Origin of the sequence: Streptomyces sp. NPDC049687, assembly GCF_044465285.1 — a bacterium.
In the GTDB taxonomy this organism is placed as follows: domain Bacteria; phylum Actinomycetota; class Actinomycetes; order Streptomycetales; family Streptomycetaceae; genus Streptomyces.
In genome coordinates this window covers 104,951-124,349 of record NZ_JBITLN010000012.1, presented here as the reverse complement: position 1 = coordinate 124,349, position 19,399 = coordinate 104,951, and the positions used below count along the sequence as shown (strand labels likewise).

At 74.0% G+C, this 19,399-nt stretch carries 16 protein-coding genes; 8 read left to right on the top strand and 8 right to left on the bottom strand.

Annotated elements, in window-relative coordinates:
* Positions 1-20: 20 nt before the first annotated feature.
* The 7 genes from ACIBVL_RS31965 to ACIBVL_RS31935 are packed head-to-tail and all read right to left on the bottom strand — an operon-like array spanning position 21 to position 7,184.
* Positions 21-860: an IclR family transcriptional regulator gene (locus ACIBVL_RS31965; protein WP_399102583.1), complete on the bottom strand. Its 840-nt coding sequence runs from the start codon at positions 858-860 to the stop codon at positions 21-23.
* Positions 857-1,576, bottom strand: a complete 720-nt coding sequence (locus tag ACIBVL_RS31960; RefSeq protein WP_399102581.1) for an MBL fold metallo-hydrolase — start codon at positions 1,574-1,576, stop codon at positions 857-859. Before ACIBVL_RS31960 ends, ACIBVL_RS31965 begins: the two co-directional genes overlap by 4 nt.
* Positions 1,567-2,712 (bottom strand): M20 family metallopeptidase, encoded by a 1,146-nt coding sequence (locus ACIBVL_RS31955; protein WP_399102579.1) that lies wholly within the window; start codon positions 2,710-2,712, stop codon positions 1,567-1,569. The genes ACIBVL_RS31960 and ACIBVL_RS31955 overlap by 10 nt, the downstream gene beginning before the upstream one ends.
* Positions 2,709-3,647 (bottom strand): ABC transporter permease, encoded by a 939-nt coding sequence (locus tag ACIBVL_RS31950; RefSeq protein WP_399102577.1) that lies wholly within the window; start codon positions 3,645-3,647, stop codon positions 2,709-2,711. The genes ACIBVL_RS31955 and ACIBVL_RS31950 overlap by 4 nt, the downstream gene beginning before the upstream one ends.
* Positions 3,644-4,597: an ABC transporter permease gene (locus ACIBVL_RS31945; protein WP_399102575.1), complete on the bottom strand. Its 954-nt coding sequence runs from the start codon at positions 4,595-4,597 to the stop codon at positions 3,644-3,646. Before ACIBVL_RS31945 ends, ACIBVL_RS31950 begins: the two co-directional genes overlap by 4 nt.
* On the bottom strand, positions 4,590-6,104 hold the full coding sequence (locus ACIBVL_RS31940; RefSeq protein ID WP_399102573.1) for a sugar ABC transporter ATP-binding protein: 1,515 nt from the start codon (positions 6,102-6,104) through the stop codon (positions 4,590-4,592). The genes ACIBVL_RS31945 and ACIBVL_RS31940 overlap by 8 nt, the downstream gene beginning before the upstream one ends.
* A 12-nt stretch (positions 6,105-6,116) precedes the next feature.
* The gene (locus ACIBVL_RS31935) at positions 6,117-7,184 is read right to left on the bottom strand and encodes an ABC transporter substrate-binding protein (protein WP_399102571.1); all 1,068 of its coding nucleotides are present in this window, start codon (positions 7,182-7,184) and stop codon (positions 6,117-6,119) included.
* Positions 7,185-7,462: 278 nt separating this feature from the next.
* Between ACIBVL_RS31935 and ACIBVL_RS31930 the strand changes: the two genes are divergently transcribed.
* From ACIBVL_RS31930 to ACIBVL_RS31900, 7 genes are all read left to right on the top strand, one after another.
* The gene (locus ACIBVL_RS31930; protein ID WP_399102569.1) at positions 7,463-7,828 is read left to right on the top strand and encodes a sortase-dependent protein; all 366 of its coding nucleotides are present in this window, start codon (positions 7,463-7,465) and stop codon (positions 7,826-7,828) included.
* On the top strand, positions 7,825-8,454 hold the full coding sequence (locus ACIBVL_RS31925) for a class F sortase (protein ID WP_399102567.1): 630 nt from the start codon (positions 7,825-7,827) through the stop codon (positions 8,452-8,454). The genes ACIBVL_RS31930 and ACIBVL_RS31925 overlap by 4 nt, the downstream gene beginning before the upstream one ends.
* On the top strand, positions 8,451-8,951 hold the full coding sequence (locus ACIBVL_RS31920) for an RNA polymerase sigma factor (RefSeq protein WP_399102565.1): 501 nt from the start codon (positions 8,451-8,453) through the stop codon (positions 8,949-8,951). Before ACIBVL_RS31925 ends, ACIBVL_RS31920 begins: the two co-directional genes overlap by 4 nt.
* Positions 8,935-9,447 carry a hypothetical protein gene (locus tag ACIBVL_RS31915; protein WP_399102563.1) on the top strand — a complete coding sequence of 171 codons (513 nt, stop codon included), beginning with the start codon at positions 8,935-8,937 and terminating at the stop codon, positions 9,445-9,447. Before ACIBVL_RS31920 ends, ACIBVL_RS31915 begins: the two co-directional genes overlap by 17 nt.
* Positions 9,448-9,527: 80 nt before the next feature.
* Positions 9,528-10,481, top strand: a complete 954-nt coding sequence (locus ACIBVL_RS31910) for a hypothetical protein (RefSeq protein ID WP_399102561.1) — start codon at positions 9,528-9,530, stop codon at positions 10,479-10,481.
* A 60-nt stretch (positions 10,482-10,541) separates the two neighbouring features.
* On the top strand, positions 10,542-11,204 hold the full coding sequence (locus tag ACIBVL_RS31905) for a hypothetical protein (protein WP_399102558.1): 663 nt from the start codon (positions 10,542-10,544) through the stop codon (positions 11,202-11,204).
* A complete protein-coding gene (locus tag ACIBVL_RS31900) occupies positions 11,176-12,024 on the top strand; it encodes an inositol monophosphatase family protein (RefSeq protein ID WP_399102556.1) in 849 nt (282 codons plus the stop codon). The genes ACIBVL_RS31905 and ACIBVL_RS31900 overlap by 29 nt, the downstream gene beginning before the upstream one ends.
* 207 nt (positions 12,025-12,231) lie before the next feature.
* On the opposite strand, the gene ACIBVL_RS31895 is transcribed toward ACIBVL_RS31900, so the two are convergent.
* Entirely contained in the window at positions 12,232-13,494 is a 1,263-nt protein-coding gene (locus tag ACIBVL_RS31895) for an SLC13 family permease (RefSeq protein ID WP_399102554.1), read from the bottom strand.
* Between the two features lie 116 nt (positions 13,495-13,610).
* Between ACIBVL_RS31895 and ACIBVL_RS31890 the strand changes: the two genes are divergently transcribed.
* Complete coding sequence (locus ACIBVL_RS31890; protein WP_399102552.1) at positions 13,611-19,394, top strand: TIR domain-containing protein; 5,784 nt, start codon at positions 13,611-13,613, stop codon at positions 19,392-19,394.
* The last annotated feature ends 5 nt before the right edge of the window (positions 19,395-19,399 follow it).

Below are 19,399 nucleotides of genomic sequence, written 5' to 3'. Positions count from 1 at the left end.
GCCGGGCCCCTCCGGGGGAGTCAGTTGCCGCTGCTGTTGCCGTTGTTGTCCCGGGCCCGGGGAGAGCCGAGGACGTGGGAGATCTCCAGGCCGGTGCGGACGACCATCGGGCCGACCTCGCGGACCCGGGCCGGCGTCATCCTGGTGGTGAGACCGGAGACGCTGACCGCCCCGACCGCGGCGTCGGTGTGGTCGAAGACGGGCGCGGCGACGCACCGCACCTCCGGCTCGTTCTCGCGGTCGTCGATGGCGTAGCCCTCCCGCCGGACCCGGGCCAGTTCGGCCCGCAGCCGCTGCGGGTCGGTGGTCGTGTGCGGGGTGACCGGCGGCATCCCGGCGGCGACCACGACCCGGAACTCCTCCTCGCCCAGCCAGGCGAGGATGGCCTTGCCGACGGCGGTGCGGTAGGCGGGGACCCGGCTGCCGACCCGGGAGGCCATCCGGACGTTGGTCTCGTTCTCGACCTTGTCGATGTAGACGACGTCGGGCGGTTCGTACACCACCAGGTGGCAGGTCTCCCCGACGGCGTGCTGGAGCAGTCTCAGCGGCTCGGTGGCCACGGTCCGCAGGTCCAGCGAGGAGAGATAGGCCTGACCGAGCCGGAGCGTGCCGTGGCCGAGCCGGAACCAGCCCGTCTCGCGGTCGCGGACCAGCAGGTCGGCCTCCATGAGGGGCGTGGTGAGCCGCAGCACCGTGCTCTTGTTGATGCCGAGCTCCTCGGCGAGACGGGTCAGCGAGATGCCCCGGCCGGTGCCGGCGTGGTCGCGGATGTGCTCGAGGACGGTGAGGGCGCGGCGCAGCGAGGAGGACTGGTTGCGGCGGCCCGGCGATCCGGGGGCGGGTCCTGTGGTGACGGTCAAGTAGTACTCCTAGGCAGCAGTCCGCGGGCGACGGTGTCGCGGGCGGCGGCCAGGTGCCGCCCGGCCCGGGCGAGGGAGAACTCGTGGTGGCCCGGGAAGAGCGCGTCGACGTCGAGCGCGGCCAGCAGGGTGAGACTGGCCGCGTACTCGGGCACGCGGCTGTCGTGCAGATTCTGCAGTGAGATGCGCCCGCCGGTGAAGACGCAGTCGCCGGAGAAGAGGGCGCGGCGGCCGGGGGTGCGCAGGAGGTAGCAGGTGTGGCCGTCGGCGTGGCCGGGTGTCGCGACGGCGGTCAGGACCACCCCGCCGCCCAGGTCGGTCTCCTCGCCGTCGGCGATCGGTTCGACGCGGGGGCAGGGGGTGAAGGCGTAGTCGGGCGGGTAGACGCCGGCGGCTCTGCCCCGGTCGACGCTGAGGCCGCGTTCGTCACCGGTGGCGATCCAGTCCACCGCGGCGGCACCGGCGCGCACGCGCAGTGCGGGGAACCGCTCGGCGAGCGCGGCGGCCCCGCCCGCGTGGTCGGCGTGGCCGTGGGTGAGGAGGAGGTGGTCGGGGGGTGTGCCGTCGAGGGGGAGTGCGGACCGGCCCGCGCCGGCGTCGACGAGGGCGGTGTGCCGGGTACCCCGCACGAGGTAGACGTGGCAGTCCAGGGGGTCGCTGAGGTCGAAGCCGGCGGCGCCGCTGGCGATGAGGGTGACGTGGTCGGTCAGGCGCACCGCGGCTCCCCCACTCCTCGTACGGCGGCCAGCACGACCCGCGCCGCCAGCTCCACCTCCGTCAGCTCCACCGACTCCGCCGCCGAGTGCGCGTCCCCCACCGAGCCCGGGCCGAAGACCACCGACGGGATCCCGGCCCGGGCGAGCTTGCTGGCGTCCGTACCGAAAGGCATGCCGCGTACCTCGGAGGGCCGCCCGTGCTCGTCCAGCGCTCGGCACAGCGCGGTGACGACGTCGGCGTCCGCCGCGGTGTCCAGGGCGGGGTCCACCGTGAACGGCGGGTCCACCTCCGCGCCCAGCGCGGCGAGTTCGTCCCGGTCCCGGCGCCAGACGGTGTCCAGGTCCTCGCCGGGGAGCGTGCGGCGGTCGACGTCCGCCTCGCAGCTGCCGGGGATCGTGTTGGGGCCGGTGCCGCCCCGGATGCGGGTGACCGAGCGGGTGGCGGGGCCGAGGAGCGGGTGCGGCGGGACGTCCGGAGCACTCCCGGCCAGGTGGGTCACGACCGGCGCCATCAGCGTGATCGCGTTGACGGCCTCCTCGGGGCGCGAGCTGTGTCCGGCGCGTCCCCGCGTCCGCACGGTGTAGCGGACGACCCCCTTGTGCGCGACGGCCGGGACCAGCCCGGTCGGCTCGCCGACGATCGCGCCCACGACCGCCCGGTCCGCGAGGGCGTCCACCAGGTGCAGGACACCCCGGTAGGCGTGCTCCTCGTCGCAGACCCCGGCGAGCACCACCGTGTACGGCGGTGGGTCGTCCCCGGCGGCGAGCTCGACGAGGGCCAGCAGGAACGCGGCAAGCGGGCCCTTCGCGTCGCAGGCGCCCCGCCCGAACAGCCGGCCGCCGCGGACCTCGGCGTCGTAGGGACCGACGGTCATGCCGTCCGTCTCGACCGTGTCGAGGTGCGACTCCAGCAGGACCGCCGACTCGCTGCGGCCCGGTACGACGGCCACCACGTTGGAGCGTCCCGGCAGCACCTCGTGCGACTCGGCCCGCACACCGCGTCGTTCCAGCCAGTCCCGTACGTATGCGGCGACCGCCGTCTCACCCCCGTCGCCCGCCCCTTCGCGGGGGTTGACGGACGGGATCCGTACGAGGTCCCGCAGGAGGTCCTCCGCCGAGGTCGTGTCCGGCGTCATGTACGGCGCTCCCTCGCGTAGACCAGCAGCAGGCCGATGATCAGGACGCCGAGCACGACCTGCCGTACCCCCTCCGAGAGGTTCCAGGACGTCAGCAGCGCGGTGAGCAGGGTGAGCAGCAGGGCGCCGCCGACCGTGCCGAGGAGGTGGCCGCGGCCGCCGAGGATGGAGGTGCCGCCGAGCACCACGGAGGCGATGGACAGGAGCTGGTAGGGGTTGCCCATGGTCAGCGAACTGGTGCCGGTGAAGCCGAGCAGCACCAGGCCCGCCACCCCGGCGAGGAGCGCGCAGGAGACGTACGCCGTGAACGCCGTCGACACGACCGGTACCCCGGACGCCCGGGCCGCGTCCTCGCCGGCGCCGAGCGCGAAGGCGTACCGGCCGGTGCGGGACAGGTGCAGCAGCCAGAAGGCGGCGGCCGTGACGAGCAGCCACAGCAGGAACGACCGGGGGACGCCCAGCAGACGGCCGTTGGCGAGCGAGTCCAGCAGGGGCAGCCGGGCCGAGCTGGGGGAGCCGTCGGTGTAGACGAGCAGCGCGCCGGACAGGATCGTGCCGGTGGCCAGCGTCATCACCATCGGCGGTACCCGCAGCCAGACGACGCCGGCCGCGTTCACCGCGCCCACGAGCGCGCTCAGCAGCAGCGCGACCGCCACGGCCGTGCCGCCACCGCCCGTGCCGGCGGCGACCTTGGCGCACACCACCGCCGACAGGGCCACCACCCCGGACACCGACAGGTCGATGCCGCTCATCATGACGACCAGGGTCTGGCCGACCGCGACGATGCCCAGGAAGGACGCCGTCTGCACCAGGTAGCGGAAGCTGGAGACGGTGTCGAAGCCGTCCGCGAAGAGGACCGCGGCCAGCCAGGTGACGGCCAGCACGCCGAACGCCCAGGCCGCTCTGCTGCTGTTCTGCAGCGCCAGGCTGCTCATACGGCCGCCTCCCTCGTGAGGTACGTCTTCAGGGCGAGCGCCACCACGAGGATCACGCCCTGCAGGATGAGCTGGTAGAAGGGCGAGATCCCGGTGAACAGCAGCAGGTTGGTCAGCAGGCCGATGACCACCGCGCCGAGGACCGTGCCGCGCATCCGGCCGACCCCGCCGAAGAAGCTGACGCCGCCGAGCACGGAGGCGGCGATGGAGTTGAGCGTGTAGGGGGCGCCGATCGTCGGGTCGGCCGAGCCGGTCTGGATCGCGAGGCCGATCCCGGCGAGACCGGCGAACGCGCCGGCCAGCGCGTATCCGCCGATCTTCACGCCCCGGGTGTGCAGGCCGCTGGCGTAGGCGCCGTGCTCGTTGCCGCCGACCGCGTAGAGGGCGAGGCCGTGGCGGGTGGCGCGGAGCAGTTTCCACAGGGCGAGGACGGCCGCGATCGCGACGGCCGGCAGGGCTATGCCGTTCCAGCCGTTGTTGTAGGCCTTCACCAGCCCGCCCGGTACCGCGCCGCCGGGCTGCGGCAGAACCACCAGGGTGACCCCGCCCCACAGGAAGGAGGCGGCGAGGGTCACCACGATCGGGGGCAGTCCGGCGTAGGCGACCAGTGTCCCGTTGACCGCGCCCGCCAGGGCGGCCACGCACAGGGCGAGCGCGGCGGCCGTGACGACTCCGCCGGCGCCCTGGGCGTCGTAGGTGGCGAAGACGGCCATGGCGAGGCCGAGCACCGCGCCCAGCGAGAGGTCGATCCCGCCGAGCAGCATCACCGTGGTCTGGCCCGACGCGGCGAGGACCAGCGGCAGGAACTGGGCGGACAGGATGGTGACGGAGGCGGGGGTGAGCAGGCCGGAGTCGTAGTGCTGGTAGGCGATCAGCAGGACCAGCAGGAGGGCCGCCAGGGCGAGGAGGTCGGTGTTGCCGCGCGCGGCACCGAGGACGCGCTCACGCATGGATCACGCCCCCGGTGCCCATCACCGACGACCGGACCAGACGTTCCTCCGTCAGGTCGGGTCCGCCGAGGCGGTCGACGACCGTTCCCTCGTACAGGACGGCCACCTCGTCGCACAGGCCGACCAGTTCCATGGTGTCTCCGGAGGTGACGAGCACCGCGAGGCCGTCGTCGGCGAGGCGGCGCAGCAGGTGGTAGATCTCGCGCTTGGTGCCGATGTCGATGCCCCGGGTCGGCTCGGCGAGCAGCAGGACGCGGGGCCCGGTGGGCAGCCACTTGGCGAGCGCGACCTTCTGCTGGTTGCCGCCGGAGAGGCGGCGGGTCTCCTGCGCCGGGGAGGCCGCCTTGACGCGGAGCCGTCGGATCAGGTCGTCGACGAGGGCGGTCTCGGCGCCGCGCGAGACGGTGGTGAGCCGGCTCGCGGGGGCGAGGGCGCGCATGCTGGGCAGGGCGAGGTTGTCGCGGACGCCGCGCCCGGTGTGGACGCCCTCCGTCTTGCGGTCCTCGGGGACGTACGCGATGCGGCGTCGGATCGCGTCCCTGGGCGAGGCGAGCCGCAGCGGACGGCCCTCGAAGGTGATGTCGCCGGTGTGGCGGGCGAGGCCGAACAGGGCGCGCAGCACCTCGCGCTGTCCCTGCCCCTGCAGTCCGCCGAGGCCGGTGATGCGGCCGGGCACGAGATCGAGGTCCACGCCCGAGCAGGCGCGGGGGACGGTGAGGCCGCGGACGCGGAGCAGGGGGCCGGGGCCGGCGGTCGCCGCCTTCGCGGGGAACAGGTCCGACAGTTCCCGGCCCACCATCAGCCGGACGATGTCGTCGTGGTCGGTCCGCTGCCGTTCCCGGGTCGCCGTCACCGCCCCGTCCTTCAGGACCGTCAGCCGGTCGCTGATCGCGAAGAGTTCGGCCATGCGGTGGCTCACCAGGATCACCGAACCGCCCTGGTCGCGCAGTTCGCGCACGACCCGGAAGACGGCGCCCACCTGGTCCTCGTCGAGCGCCGAGGTGGCCTCGTCCAGGATGAGCAGCCGGGGCTCGCCCGCCAGCGCCTTGGCCAGTTCGACCAGCTGGCGGCTGCCGAGCGGCAGCCGGCCGGCCGGGGTGCCCGGGTCGACGTCGAGGCCGACCCGGGCGAGCAGCGGCCGGGCCCGGGCCGCGAGGTCACGGCGCCGGACCAGGCCCCGGCGGGTGGGCCAGGCCCCGAGGAACACGTTCTCCGCGACGCTCTGGTGCGGGTTGAGGCTCAGCTCCTGGTGGACGGAGCCGATCCCGGTGGCCCGGGCCCGGTGGGGAGACCACGCCCGGGGCGCGGGGGTGCCGTCGAAGACGACACGGCCGGAGTCGGGCGCGAGGAGCCCGGTGACGAGGGAGAGGACGGTGGACTTGCCGGCCCCGTTCTCGCCGACCAGGGCCAGTACCTCCCCGGGCTCGACGTCGAAACTCACGTCCGTGAGCACCCGGTTGCCCGCGAACGACTTCGACACCTTCTCCACACTCAGCAGCGGCGGCACTGGGTCACCCGCTCACTTGCCGATGAGCTTGTCGATCTGGGACTGCGGGATGTCGTTGATCGGGTAGGAGTCGTCCGGCTCGCTGGGCTTGGCGTACTGGGAGAGGTTGCTGTCGGTGATCTCGGGCAGCGGCACGACGACGTTCTGCGGCACCTTCACGCCTTCGCGCTGGGCGACGGCGGCCTCCAGGGCGATCACCGAGAGGTAGTTGGGCTGGGCGGTGGCAAGCGAGGAGAAACCTTCCTTCTGCTTGCTCTGCCACAGCTTCAGGAAGCCGTTGTAGTTCTCGCCGGTGATCGGCACCAGCTTCTTGTCCTGCTTGACCAGCGTCTGCAGCGCGGCCGCCGACAGCGCGCCGCCCTGCGAGAACACCCCGTTGATGTCCGGGTGGGCGGAGTAGGCGGAGGCGAAGGCCTGGGCCGCCGGGGCGAGGTTGTACTCGCTGTGCACATTGCTGACGATCTTGATGTCCGGGTACTTCTTGAAGACCGCCTCGGCCCCCGACCACCGGTCCTCGCTGACGGCGACGCCGGCCGGGCCGTTCATCGCGATGATGCTGCCCTTGCCGTCCAGCTTCTTGGCCAGCCAGGTGGCCATCATCGAGCCCCAGGCCTTCTGGTCGGTGCCGACCGTGACGACCTTGGTGGTGGTCGGCAGCGAGTCGAAGGCCACGACCGTGATGCCCGCGGCGACGGCCTGCTCCAGCGCCGGGTTGAGCGCGGTGGAGGAGCCCGCGTCGACCAGGATCACGTCGTACTTCTGCTGGATCATGGCGCGGATCTGGGCGATCTGCTGCGAGGTGTCGCCGTTGGCGTTGAACGTCTTGAAGGACGACACCTTGCCCGCCGACTTCAGCTTGTCGACGTCCGTCTGCAGCATCTTCAGGGTCTGCTGCATCCACGACGGGGTCAGGTAGATCGTCGACCAGCCGACTCTCAGGTTCTTGGCCTTGGCGGGCGAGGCGCCGGCGTCCGCGGCGGCGGTGCCACTGTCCGACTGGACGTTGCACGCGGCGACCCCGGCCAGTGCGCAGAGGGACGCGGCGACGGCCACCGCACCACGTACAGAACGAGCGTTCATCGAAGTTCCTCGAATCCCTCGGAGGGTGCCCGGGCCGTCGAAGAGGCCCGGGTGTCGGGTGAGTGGGGGGTGAGGACCGGTCTGTTGAGAGGGGAACGTAGGAGGTGGGCGAGGGTGGGCACCACTTCTGCAACACAAAATTTCGCACTGCACAACAGCCCCGCTCCGGGGCCCACGCGGACCCCGCCTTCCGGCTTTGCCATCTCTTTACAACCCCGTCCCCCGCTGCCTCGTCTCTCCGCTCGATCCGTCAACGGACCGATGAAAGAGAGCGACCCATGCGACTCATGTCCCGAACGGGCCTCGGCGCCCTGGCCGTCACGGGCACGGCCCTGCTGATGAGTGCGGCGCCGGCGTTCGCCGCCGACCAGTCGGCGTCCCCCGTGCCGAGCGTCGCCGAGAAGACGGACGCCACCGGGCTCGCGTCGGAGGACTCCACCAAGGCTCCGGCGGAGGACTCCAGCACGGCCCCGAGCGCGGTGCCGAGCCAGGTCGGCGAGGTGCCGCGGGGCGCCGCCGACACCGGCGTCGAGAAGCCCTCCGAGGGGAACGGCGGCCTGATCGGCGCCGGTTCCGCCGCCGCGTTCGCCGTGGCGGGCGCGGGCTTCTACGTCGTACGGCGCCGGAGGGCGACCGGCGCATGAGCCCGTTCTCCAGGCGCGCCCTGGCCGCCACCGCCCTCGCCGTGCTGCTCGCCGGCTGCGGCGGCTCGCCGGCCGACCGGGGCACCGACCAGGCCACCCCCGGGGCCACCGCCGGAACCCCCACGGCCTCCCCGGGGCAGACCACGCAGTCCGTGCGTCCCCTCGCGCGGTCCGTACCGGTCGCGCTGCGGATCCCGGCCATCGGGGTGGACACTCCGGTGATGCGGCTCGGGCTGGCCTCCGACGGCAGCGTCGAGGTGCCCCCCGTGGAGAAGGACGACCGGGCCGGCTGGTACCGGCACTCGCCCACCCCGGGCCAGACCGGACCGTCCGTGATCCTCGGCCATGTCACCGTCGGCCGGTACGGCGACGGCGTCTTCCGGCACCTCGTCGAGCTGGGACGGGGCGACCGGATCACGGCGCGCCTGGAGAACGGCACCACGGCCGAGTTCGCCGTCACCGGCGTACGGACCGTCGACAAGAGCGAGTTCCCGACCGAGGACGTCTACGGGAACGTGGACCGGCCGGAGTTGCGTCTCATCACGTGCGGAGGTCCCCGCTCCGGGGACGGATACCGCGACAACGTGATCGTGTTCGCCGCCCTGATCCCCGCGGGAGAACGTTGAAACGGCCCACTCGGTCCCGTGAGAGGGCGGCGTCCGAGCTGTTCGCCGCCCTCTACCCGCGCCTCGCGGGCTGGTGCCGCCGTCTCGTCGACGACGACGGCACCGCCCACGAGATCGCCTCGGAGGCCTTCACCCGGCTCTGGGCCCGCTGGACGTCCGTGGCGGAACCCCAGGGCTTCCTCTACGTCACCGCCGCCAACCTGGTCCGCGACCACTGGCGCAAGCTGGAGCGCGAGCGGCGGGCCGTGCACCGGGCCACCGTCGAGGCCTCGGTGCACCCGCACGCCGAACAGGACGACCCGTCCGTCCGTCTGCTCGTGCAGTCGCTGCCCGACCGGCTGCGGCTGCCCATCCTGCTGCACTACTACGCTGACATGCCGATCAGGGAGGTGTCCGTGCTCACCGGGCGCAAGGAAGGGACCGTCAAGGCCGACCTGCACGCGGCCCGCGAACTGCTCCGCGCCCACTTGAGGAGAAGCCTTGATCACACCCGCTGACGACTTCGACGACGGCGCGGAGTCCGCGGAACTCGACCCCGAGGACCCGCTCACGGTCATCCTGCGGCCCGCCCACGGCCACCTCGCCCCGCCGCCCGGCCGCTACGCCGAGGTCCGCCGCGGCGCGGCCCGCCGCCGGCTGCTGCGCACGGCGGCCGGGGCCGGCGTGGCCTGTGCCGTCGCCGCGCTCGCCGTCCTGCTGCCGGGCACGCACGGCGGGCCCGCCACCCCGACGGTCCCGCTCGCCCCGCCGTCGAACCGGTACACGCCGACCGCGCCGACCGCGCCGGACACGGCGGCCCCGTCGGACGCCACGCCCGCGCCGACCCTGTCCTCCGCGTCGGACGACTCGGCGCTGCCCATCCCTTCGGAGGGGGCCCCGACCGGCGATGTTCCGGCCGCCACCGATGCCGCGAGTCCGGCCCCCTCCACCACCGGCTCCATCCTTGAGGACCAGCGCACGATCGAGTCCACGAAGTCGAGTACGCGCCGTTGAGGCCGATTGACGCGCCGTAGCCGTCGCCCGCCGCTTGCTCCTACCATGGAAGTCGCCGTCGGGGGGGGAGGGTGGGGGACGTGTCGCGCAGTACACCGCAGCCGTCGGGGCGCCGGCTGGAGGACTCGATCGCCTGGGCGGTCCGCAACGCGGACGGGGTCGTCGCCATCGCGGTCGCCCTCATCGTGGGCCTGCTCGACATCACCAACAAGGACTTCGACAACGACATCGTCACCGGCTCCATCCTGCTCGTGCTGGCCGCGCTGGTGTACGGCTCGCTGACCGAGCGCCGGCGCCGGATGGCCGACATCCGGGCCGCCACCGCCGCGACCGGGCGGGCGATCGAGGATCTGGCCATGGTGCGCACCCTGGCCGGCCCCGAGGTGGCCCTGGCACACGAACAGGCCCGCCGCTCCACCGCCCGCTGGGTGTTCAAGGGCGGCACCGGCACCTATCTGCGGGCCGTCACCCTGCCGCAGTGCGTCCTGGAGGCGCAGCGGCAGCGCCGCGCCCTCAGCATGAAGATCGACATCGTGAACCCGGCCGACGACAAGGTCTGCGAGGCCTACGCCCGCTTCCGCCGCACCTTCGGCCACGGCGACACCGGCGGCTGGACCACCGAGCGCACCCGCAAGGAGTCGTACGCCACCGTCCTGGCCGCCAGCTGGCACCGGCAGCGGCTGGACACCCTGGAGATCGACGTGCACCTGAGTTCCGTGGCCCCGGCGCTGCGCTTCGACCTGTCGGACACCTGCCTGATCATCACCCAGGACGACCCGCGCCGCGTCAGCCTCTGTGTGGAGCGGGACCGGCCGCTGTACGACTACTACGTCACCGAGTTGCACCAGAGCCGCGAGCAGGCCGTCAAGCTCGATCTGCGGGAGGCGACCGAGCTCAGCGACGAGCCCACCGTCGATGAGGTGAGACGGCTGCTGGACCGACTCGGACTGCCGCTGCCGACGAGCTTCAGCGACCGTGACGTCGGCGACATCATCGACCGGGCGCTGCGCGCGGAGGACCCCTACCGCAGATGAGACATCGCAGGGGGGAGCGCCTCACTTCGGTCCGGTCCTCGATCCGGCGAGGGGGAGACGATGGACTACCCGGCCCTGGAACGGGCCGCCCGGCGGGGTGATTCCGCCGAGCTGGTGCGGCACGCCGCATCGGAACTGGAGCAGGTCGCGAACGGCCGCGGTGAGCTGCGCGCGGTGCGCCATCCACTGGGGTTCGTCTGCCTGCCGGTGCTGCGGGACGGGCCGGACGGAGTCTGCGTGCACGTCTTCGGCCCGACGGACCCGATCCTGACCGACCATCAAGTGCACTCGCACAGCTGGGACCTGATCAGCACCGTGCTCTACGGGCAGCTGGACAACCGGCGGATGGGGGTGGCCGAGGAGACCGCGGCCCCCACCCACCGGGTGTTCGAGGTGCACAGCCGGCCCACCGGTGTGGACGAACTGCGGCCCACCAGACGGCTGGTGCGCTGTGTGCCGGGCCCCGGCCAGACCAGCTCACGGGGCCAGACCTACGCCCTTCCGGCGGGTGAGTTCCACACCACCGTGGTGTCGGACGGCCGTCCGACCGCCACCCTGGTGCTGGGGCGGACGCTGCCCGGCCGGGCGGACCTCTCCCTGGGCCCGTTGCGGGCCCCGGGCCACCGGGTGGTCCGCAGGATGTGCGACGCGGCCCAGACCTCCCGGATCGCCCAGGCCGCGCTCAGGAGGATCCATGAGCCCGAACCCCGACTTCACCCCTGAGTGCCGTACGGCCGTGGCGGCCGCCGAGGCGGCGGGCGCGCTGCTGCGCTCCCGCTTCCCGGACGGTTTCGCGGCCCGCCCCAAGGGCGACCGCGGCGATGTCGTCACCGACCTGGACCTGCTGGCCGAGCGACTGGTGGTCGACCGGATCCGCGCGGACTTCCCGCACGACCGGATCCTGGCGGAGGAGACGGGCGATGCGGCCCCCGGCGACGCAGGCGCCCGCACCTGGCTGGTGGACCCCCTCGACGGCAGCAACAACGTGGTCATCGGGCTGCCCGTCTACGTCGTCGGCATCGCCCTGTGCGACGAGGCGCTGCCGGTGGTCGGCGTGGTCCACGACCCGGTGACCGGCCGCACCTGGTCGGCCCGCCACGGCGCCGGCGCCCACGGCCCGGCCGGCCGTCTCACCCCCGCCCCCCGGCCCGTGTCCCCCTCGGGCCCGCTCCTCGCCTGGACCCAGGGCCACGCGGTGGCCCGCGACGACCCCATGGCCCGCGCCCTGCGCCACACCCTCGAACTGCGCTCCCGCCGTCTCCTCCAGCTCTGGGCGCCGCTGGTCGCCTGGGCCATGCTCGCCCGGGGCGACATCGACGGCTTCGTCGGCTACCGCGCCGAGGCTATCGACCTGCCGGCCGGCGCCCTGTTGGCCCGCGAGGCCGGAGCAGCCCTGCGCCACCTGGACGGCCGCGCCTTCACTCCCACCTTCACCGGCCCCGACACGGACCGCTCCTTCGTCGCCGCCCGCCCGGAGGTCCTGCCCGCCCTGCTGGACCTGGTGGCGACCGCCACGACACCGCTGCTCGGACCGGTGCCCTGAAAGGCCCGGCCGCTCAGGAGGACGCCGCCCCAGCCCGGCGTCCCGCCCAGGGCGTGTGGTGAAAGGAGCGTCGTCCGCCCGGAGGGCCGGCCCGGCGGTGCCTGGTGCGTGCGATCGCAAGGCGGAGGGTCGCCCCGATACCGGATGTGCCGGGGCGACCCCGACAACGCGGCGAGCGTGCCAGGCGCCGCCGGGAAGGCGGGACTTTCACCACACGCCCTGGCGTGTCACCGCCAGTGCCGTCACCGACGCCGCCACCGACGTGACCGCCAGGACCGCACCCGTGCCCATCAGGCGGGCCACCGGCACCCGGACGCCGTACGCCACGCACCGCTCGTACCAGAGCAGGGTCGCCAGGGAGGCCCACGGCGTGATCACCGGGCCCGCGTTGGTGCCGATGAGCAGGGCGAGGAGCTGGTCGTGGTTGCCGACCGGGACCGCCGCCTCGCCGGCCAGGTAGACGGGCAGGTTGTTGAGGACGTTCGACAGGCCGCCGCCCACCGCCGCCGCGCGGAACTGGCCCAGGAGGCCGCCGTCGTCGCCGACCGCGGCGGCCAGCAGCTCGTGCAGGCCGTGCACGTTGACCGTCTCCACGACCAGGAACATCCCCGGCACCATCACCAGCAGCCGCCACGGCACCAGCGACCACCGCAGCGCCGAACGGTCGCGCAGCGCGAACACCCCCACGGCCACCGCCGCCGCCGTCGCGGACGCCATCCACAGCTCCACGTCGGCGACCAGGATGGCGAGCAGGAATCCGGCACAGGCCACCGCGCACACCCGGAACAGGACGGGGTCGGCGGGCCGGTGCGCCGCGGGCGGCTCGTAGCGGTCGGCGCCGCCGCGCCGTACGCCCTCCGCCACCAGCACCGCACCCGGCCCGCCCGCCGACTCGGCCGTACGCCTCCCCCGACGCCAGTAGAACCCCCACAGGCACGCCATCGTCACCAGGATCGCGGCGAGCTGCGGAGCCCACATCCGGCCCGCCAGCCCCAGCGAGGACAGCGCCACCCGGTCCGCCGCCAGCAGGTTCGTCAGGTTGGAGACCGGGAGCAGCAGGCTCGCCGTGTTGGCCAGCCAGACCGTCGTCATCGCCAGCGGGACCGCCGCGATGCCGACCCGGGACGCCAGCGCCAGCATCACGGGGGTCAGCAGCACGGCCGTGGTGTCCAGGTTGAGCGAGACGGTCGTGACCGACGCGAAGGCCACGCACAGCAGGAAGAGCAGCGCGTAGCTGCCCCGGCCCGCCCGCGCGACCTTCGCCGCCACCACGTCGAACACCTCGGCCCTGCTGGTCAGTTCGGCCAGCGCGATCACCGTGCCCAGGAAGGCCAGCAGCGGGGCGATCCGGGTCATCGCGTCACCCGCCCGAGCGGTGGGCAGCAACCCCGAGGCCACGCACACCAGCCCGATCGCGAGCAGACCGATGGCCACCCGGTCCAGCACATGCAGACGCCTCAAGACAGACACGGGGGAAGGGTCGCACAGTTGTGCCTCGGCGTGACCAGGGGGTTGCTGCGCGAACGGTCCCCATCGGCGCTCGTTCATTGCATCATGAATACATGGGGGACATGGGGGTTCGTCAGATGACCGGTGACACCGGACCGTTGGACTTCTTCGTCAGTTACTCGCCCGCCGACGAGCGGTGGGCGTCCTGGATCGCCTGGACGCTGGAGGAGGCCGGCTACCGGACCGTCCTCCAGGCCTGGGACTTCGTGCCGGGCACGAACTTCGTCGACTTCATGGACCGGGGGGTCAGCGAGTCCGCGGCCGTCATCGCCGTCCTCTCGCGCAACTACGAGCGCTCCCGGTACGGCCGTATGGAGTGGCAGGCCGCCCTGCGGGCCGACCCCGACATGCCCGAGCGGAGGCTGATCACCGTCCGGGTCGAGGACATCCCGGTGGAGGGGCTGCTCGCCACCATCACCTACGTCGACCTGGTGCCGGTCACCGAGCCGTCCGCCGCCCGCGCCCTGCTGCTCACCCGCGTCCGGCAGGCCCTCGACGGCCGGGCCCGGCCCAGCCTGCGGCCCGACTACCCGGGCAACGGCCGGCCCGTGCCGCCCGCCCCCGCCGTGCCGGTCGCCCCGCACACGGCTCGGCCGCTCGGGCGGCCCGGGTGGGCCGGCCGGCGCCGGCCCGCCGCGCCGCCGGCCTATCCCCGGGTCACCTCGGACCCGGCGGCCCGCGAGGCCGTCACCGTGCTGCACCTGGCCGGGCCCGCCTTCGGGCGGGGTGAGGAGCCGGCCGCGTTACAGGCGGCGATCTGGGGCGACCTCGTCGAGCTCACCGACGCCGGGGCGCCCTCCCCGGACCTGCTGGTCGTCACCGGTGACCTCACCGCCTCCGGCAGCCCCCGCGAGTACGACCAGGCGCTGGCCTTCCTCACCGGTCTGCGCGCCCTCCTCGGCCTGGAACCGCACCGCGTCGCCCTCGTCCCCGGCGGCCACGACGTCAACCAGGCCGCCTGCCGGGCCTACTTCAGCACCTGCGAGGCCGACGAGATGCCGCCCCGGCCGCCCTACTGGCCCAAGTGGCGCCACTTCGCCCGGCTCTTCCAGGAGCTCTACCAAGGGCTCGACGCCGTCTTCGACAGCGACCAGCCGTGGACCCTGTTCCCCGTGCCCGAACTGCACACCGTCGTCGCCGGACTCAACTCCTCCATGGCCTACAGCCACCGGCCCGACGACCAGTACGGCATGGTCGGGCCCGAGCAGGCCGCCTGGTTCGCGCAGGCGCTGAGGCCGTACGAGGAGGAGGGGTGGCTGCGGATCGGCGCCCTGCGGCACGCCCCCGGCACCGCCCGGCCCGGGGTGCTGCGCGGGGCGGCCCAGGACGGTGCCGGGCCGCTGCGCGACACCGAGGTGCTGGCCCGCCTCACCGCGCCCCGCCTCCATCTGCTGCTGCACGGCCCGGCAGGACCCGGCGCCCGCCCCGCGCTGGCCACCGCCTCCGGCGAACTGCCCCTGCTCGGCGCCGCCGGCCCCGCCCGGCACCAGCTGCTGCGCATCGGCCGGGACGGCCTGGCTACCTGGCCGCACCCCGGCGAACCGCGCCGCGACCGGATCGAGTGGCGCCGTGCCCACCGCGCCTTCACCCCCGGCGACACCACCGCGGCCGACCCCGGGACCGGCCTCACCCCCGACCCCGAGCCGCGGGCCGTGCAGTCCCCGGCCGAGGTGCTGCTCGCCCGGGTCGCCGAGGTCTGCCGCACCCGGCACGAGGGCGCGCAGATCCGCCGGGTCGACGGACCCGTGCCCCAGCTCCTCGTCACCTGGACCCAGTCGGGCTTCGTCCGCCAGCAGCGGGTCGCCGTGCACACCGGCACCCCGACCGCCGAGGACGTCGACCGGGTCGTCGCCCTCGTGCACGCCGCCGACTCCGAGACCGAGGCCGAACTCGTCCACGACGGCCCGCCGCCCGCCCGCGAACTGCGCGACCACGCCCGCCGCAGAGGCGTCCGGGTGCGCAGCTTCACCGAGTTCCAGGGCCTGCTCGACCTGCGCGCCTACGTCGGCGCCCAGAGCGAACGGCTGCGCACCGACCCCCGCTACCCCCCGGGCATCTACCTGCCCCAGCGCTACCGCGAGGTCGAGCGCCTGGACGCCGAGGACCGCGACGGCCTGGTCGACGACATGCTCCGCCTCCTCGACTCCGACCAGGGCCGCTTCCTGCTCCTGCTCGGCGACTTCGGGCACGGCAAGACGTTCGCGCTGCGCGAGCTGGCCCGCCGTATCCCCGCCGAACTGCCGCATCTCGTCCCGCTGCTGGTGGAGCTCAACGCGCTCGACCGCGCCTACTCCTTCGAGGGCCTGGTCGCCGCCCACCTCGCCGCGCACGGCGTCGACAACATCGATCTGCGCGCCTTTCGGTACATGCTCCAGCAGGGCCGGATCGTGCTCCTCTTCGACGGCTTCGACGAACTCGTCACCCGGGTGACGTACGACCGCGCCGCCGAACGCCTCCAGGTGCTGCTGGACTCCGCCGTCGACAGCGCCAAGATCGTCGTCAGCAGCCGCACCCAGCACTTCCGCTCCCAGGGCCAGGTGCTCACCGCCCTCGGCGAACGCGTCGGCATGCTCCCGCACCGCAGGGTGCTGGTGGTCCAGGAGTTCACCCCGCAGCAGATCCACGCCTACCTGGTCAACCGCTACGACGGCGACGAGAGAGCCGCCGACCGCCGGGTGCGTCTGCTCGACGCCATCCCCGACCTGCTCGCCCTGTGCCGCAACCCCCGCCTCCTCGGCTTCGTCGCCGACCTCGACGACGACCAGCTGCGCGCGGTCGCCGGAGCCGGGCGCGCCCTCAGCCCCGCCGGCCTCTACCAGGAGGTCCTCACCGCCTGGCTGGCCTTCGAGCAGCAGCGCGCCGCCGGCGGCCCCGGCCGGGCCCCCGGGCTCAGCCTCGACCAGCTGTGGAACGCGGTCACCGCGCTCGCCCTCCGGCTCTGGCAGAGCGGCCAGGAGTCGCTGCGGCTCGACGAGCTGACCGATGTCGCCGAGACCCTCACCGGGCTCGCCGACAGCCGGCTGTCCCCCGGGCAGGCCGCGCACGCCGTCGGCTCCGGCAGCCTGCTGGTCCGCAGCGAGGACGGGGTGTTCCGGTTCATCCACGGGTCGGTGGTGGAGTGGCTCATCGCCCGCGAGTGCGCGGTCCGGCTGGCCGCGGGTGACAGCGCCCTGCTTGCCCGGCGCCCGCTCAGCCAGCTCGCCGTCGAGTTCCTTTGCGACCTCGCCGACCACCGCGCCTGCCAGGAGTGGGCCGAGCGGACGCTCGACAGCGGCGACGACGAGGTGGCCCGCGCCAACGCCGTGAAGATCCTCTCCCGGCTGCGCGTGCCCGCCCACACCGATCTGCGCGGGGCCGCCCTCGCCGGCGAGGACCTCTCCTACCGCGACTTCTCCGGCGTCGACCTCACCCGCGCCGACCTCACCGACGCCCGTCTGGTCGGCGCCAACCTCTCCGGCGCGGTCCTGCGCGACGCCCGGCTGACCGGCGCCCGGCTCGACGGCGCCGACCTCACCGGCGCTGATCTGCGCGGCGCCGACCTGCGCCGGGCGCGCCTGATCCGCACCGACCTGACCGGGGCCCGCGTCGAGGGCGGCCGCTGGCGGCGGGCCGCGCTGATCGCGGCCACCACCGGTCCCGGCCTGCCGGACGCCCCCGAACTGGCGGCCGCCGCCCTCGCCCCCGGCATGGCCGTCGACTCCGGCTTCCGGCCCTCCGCGGTCGGCGTGCCGTACGGCTTCGACATGCGCACCAGCCGGCTGCCCGAGCCCATCTCCTACAGCCCCGACGGCGAACTCCTCGCCGTCGGCGCCGAGGACGGCGGGGTGCTGGTCTGCGACGCCACCACCGGCACCCCCCTGCGCACCCTGGAGGGCCACACCGACCGCGTCTACGCCGTCAAGTTCCGCGAGCGGGTCCTCGCCACCGGCAGCGCCGACGGGACCGTCCGGCTGTGGGACCCGGTCTCCGGCCGTTGCCGCCACCTGCTGGAGATCCACCCGCGCGGAGTGTGGCCGGTCGCCCTGGACGCCGACGGCTCCCTGATGGCCACCGGCGACGCCGAGGGCGTGGTCACCGTCTGGGACACCGCCACGGGCACCGTGCTGCACCGGCTGCCCGGCCACTCCGCGCCCGTCTACACCGTGGCTTTCGGACCGGGCAACGCCACCCTGGTCACCGGGGACGCCTCCACCGCCGTACGGCTGTGGGACCTCGCCACCGGGCGGCGCGTCGGCGAACTGCCCGGTCACCAGAGCGCGGTGTACCGGGCGCGGTTCAGCCCGGACGGCACCCTGCTGGCGACCGGCGACCGGGGCGACGGACGGCACAACGGCACGGTCCGGGTGTGGGACCTCGCCGAGCGCGCTCTGCGGCATGAGTTCACCGGGCACAGCGGCCGGGTCTACACCCTCGACTTCCACCCCGGCGGCCGATTCCTGGTGAGCGGGGACACCGAGGGCGAGGTCCGGCTGTGGGACCTGGCCGCCGGTGCCTCCGCCGGGCTCCTCGGCGGCTGCCGGGGCGCCGTCTACCAGGTCCTCTTCGACCCGGAGGGCACCCTGCTCGCCGCCGGGGACAGCCAGGGCGTGGTCCGGATCTGGCGGATCGCCCCCGAGTCCGACCCGGTGGCCGCGCCGCTCACCCGGCAGCCCGCCGAACACCGCGGCTCGGTCTGGGTGTGCAAGTTCCGCCCGCACGGCGACGCACCCGCCCCGGACACCGGCTCGCTGCTGGTGACCGGCGGCAACGACGGCGTCGTACGGCTCCACGACCCCGCCACCAGCCAGGGCCGGCGCATTCTGCGCGGGCACGGGCGGCGGATCGGGACGCTCTCCTTCAGCGGCGACGGCTCGCTGCTCGCGGCCGGCGGCAACGACGGCGTGATCCGGCTGTGGGACTCCGTCACCGGACGCCACCTGCGGGAGCTGACCGGCCAGAGCGACCGGCTGATATCGGCCGTGTTCAGCCCCGGCGGCACCCTGCTGGCCACCGCGAGCAGCGACGGCGACATGTACCTGTGGAACGCCTCCACGGGCGAGTACCAGCGGGAGATGGACGTCGAGACGGACCATGTCTGGGCCGAGGCGTTCAGCCCGGACGGGGAGCTGCTGGCCACCGCCAACGACGACGACACGGTGCAGCTCTGGTACCGGGCCACCGGCGCGCACGTCACCACCATCGGCGAGCACTACGGCCGGGTCCGCTCCATCGCCTTCCGGCCCGACGGCGCGGTCCTCGCCACCGGCTGCGACGACCGCAAGGTGCGCGTCTGGCACCTGGCCGAGCACCGGATCACCGACGTCCTCGACGGCCACACCGACCGGGTGTACGCCGTGACGTTCGCGGCCGACGGCTCCTGGCTGGCCAGCGCCTCCTGGGACGGGGACGCGGTGATCTGGCGGGACGGGGCGGCCGCGCACCGGCTGTCCGGCCACACCGGCAGGCTGTGGACGGCGGCCGCGCATCCGCTGCGGCCCCTGCTGGCGACCGCGGGCGACGACCGCACGGTCCGCCTGTGGGACGCCCGCACCGGCCGTGAGACGGCGGCGTTGAGCGGTCACACGGGCCGGGTCCTCGCCGTCGCCTTCAGCCCCGACGGCTCGCTGCTCGCCAGCGGCGGCGAGGACGGCACGGTCCGGCTGTGGGACCTCCCGGCCGACGGCCCTGCGGCCCTGCGCGCCACCCTGGTCGGGCTCCCGGGCGGCTGGGCCGCGCTGGCGCCCTCCGGCGGCTACAAGTACGAGGGCGACGTCAGCGGCGAGTTCTGGCACGCCGTGGGCATGTGCCGGTTCGAGCCCGGCGAGCTGGACGGGCATCTGCCGGGGGTGCGGAACGTGCCGTCGGAGGAGCCGCTGCGGTGAGGACC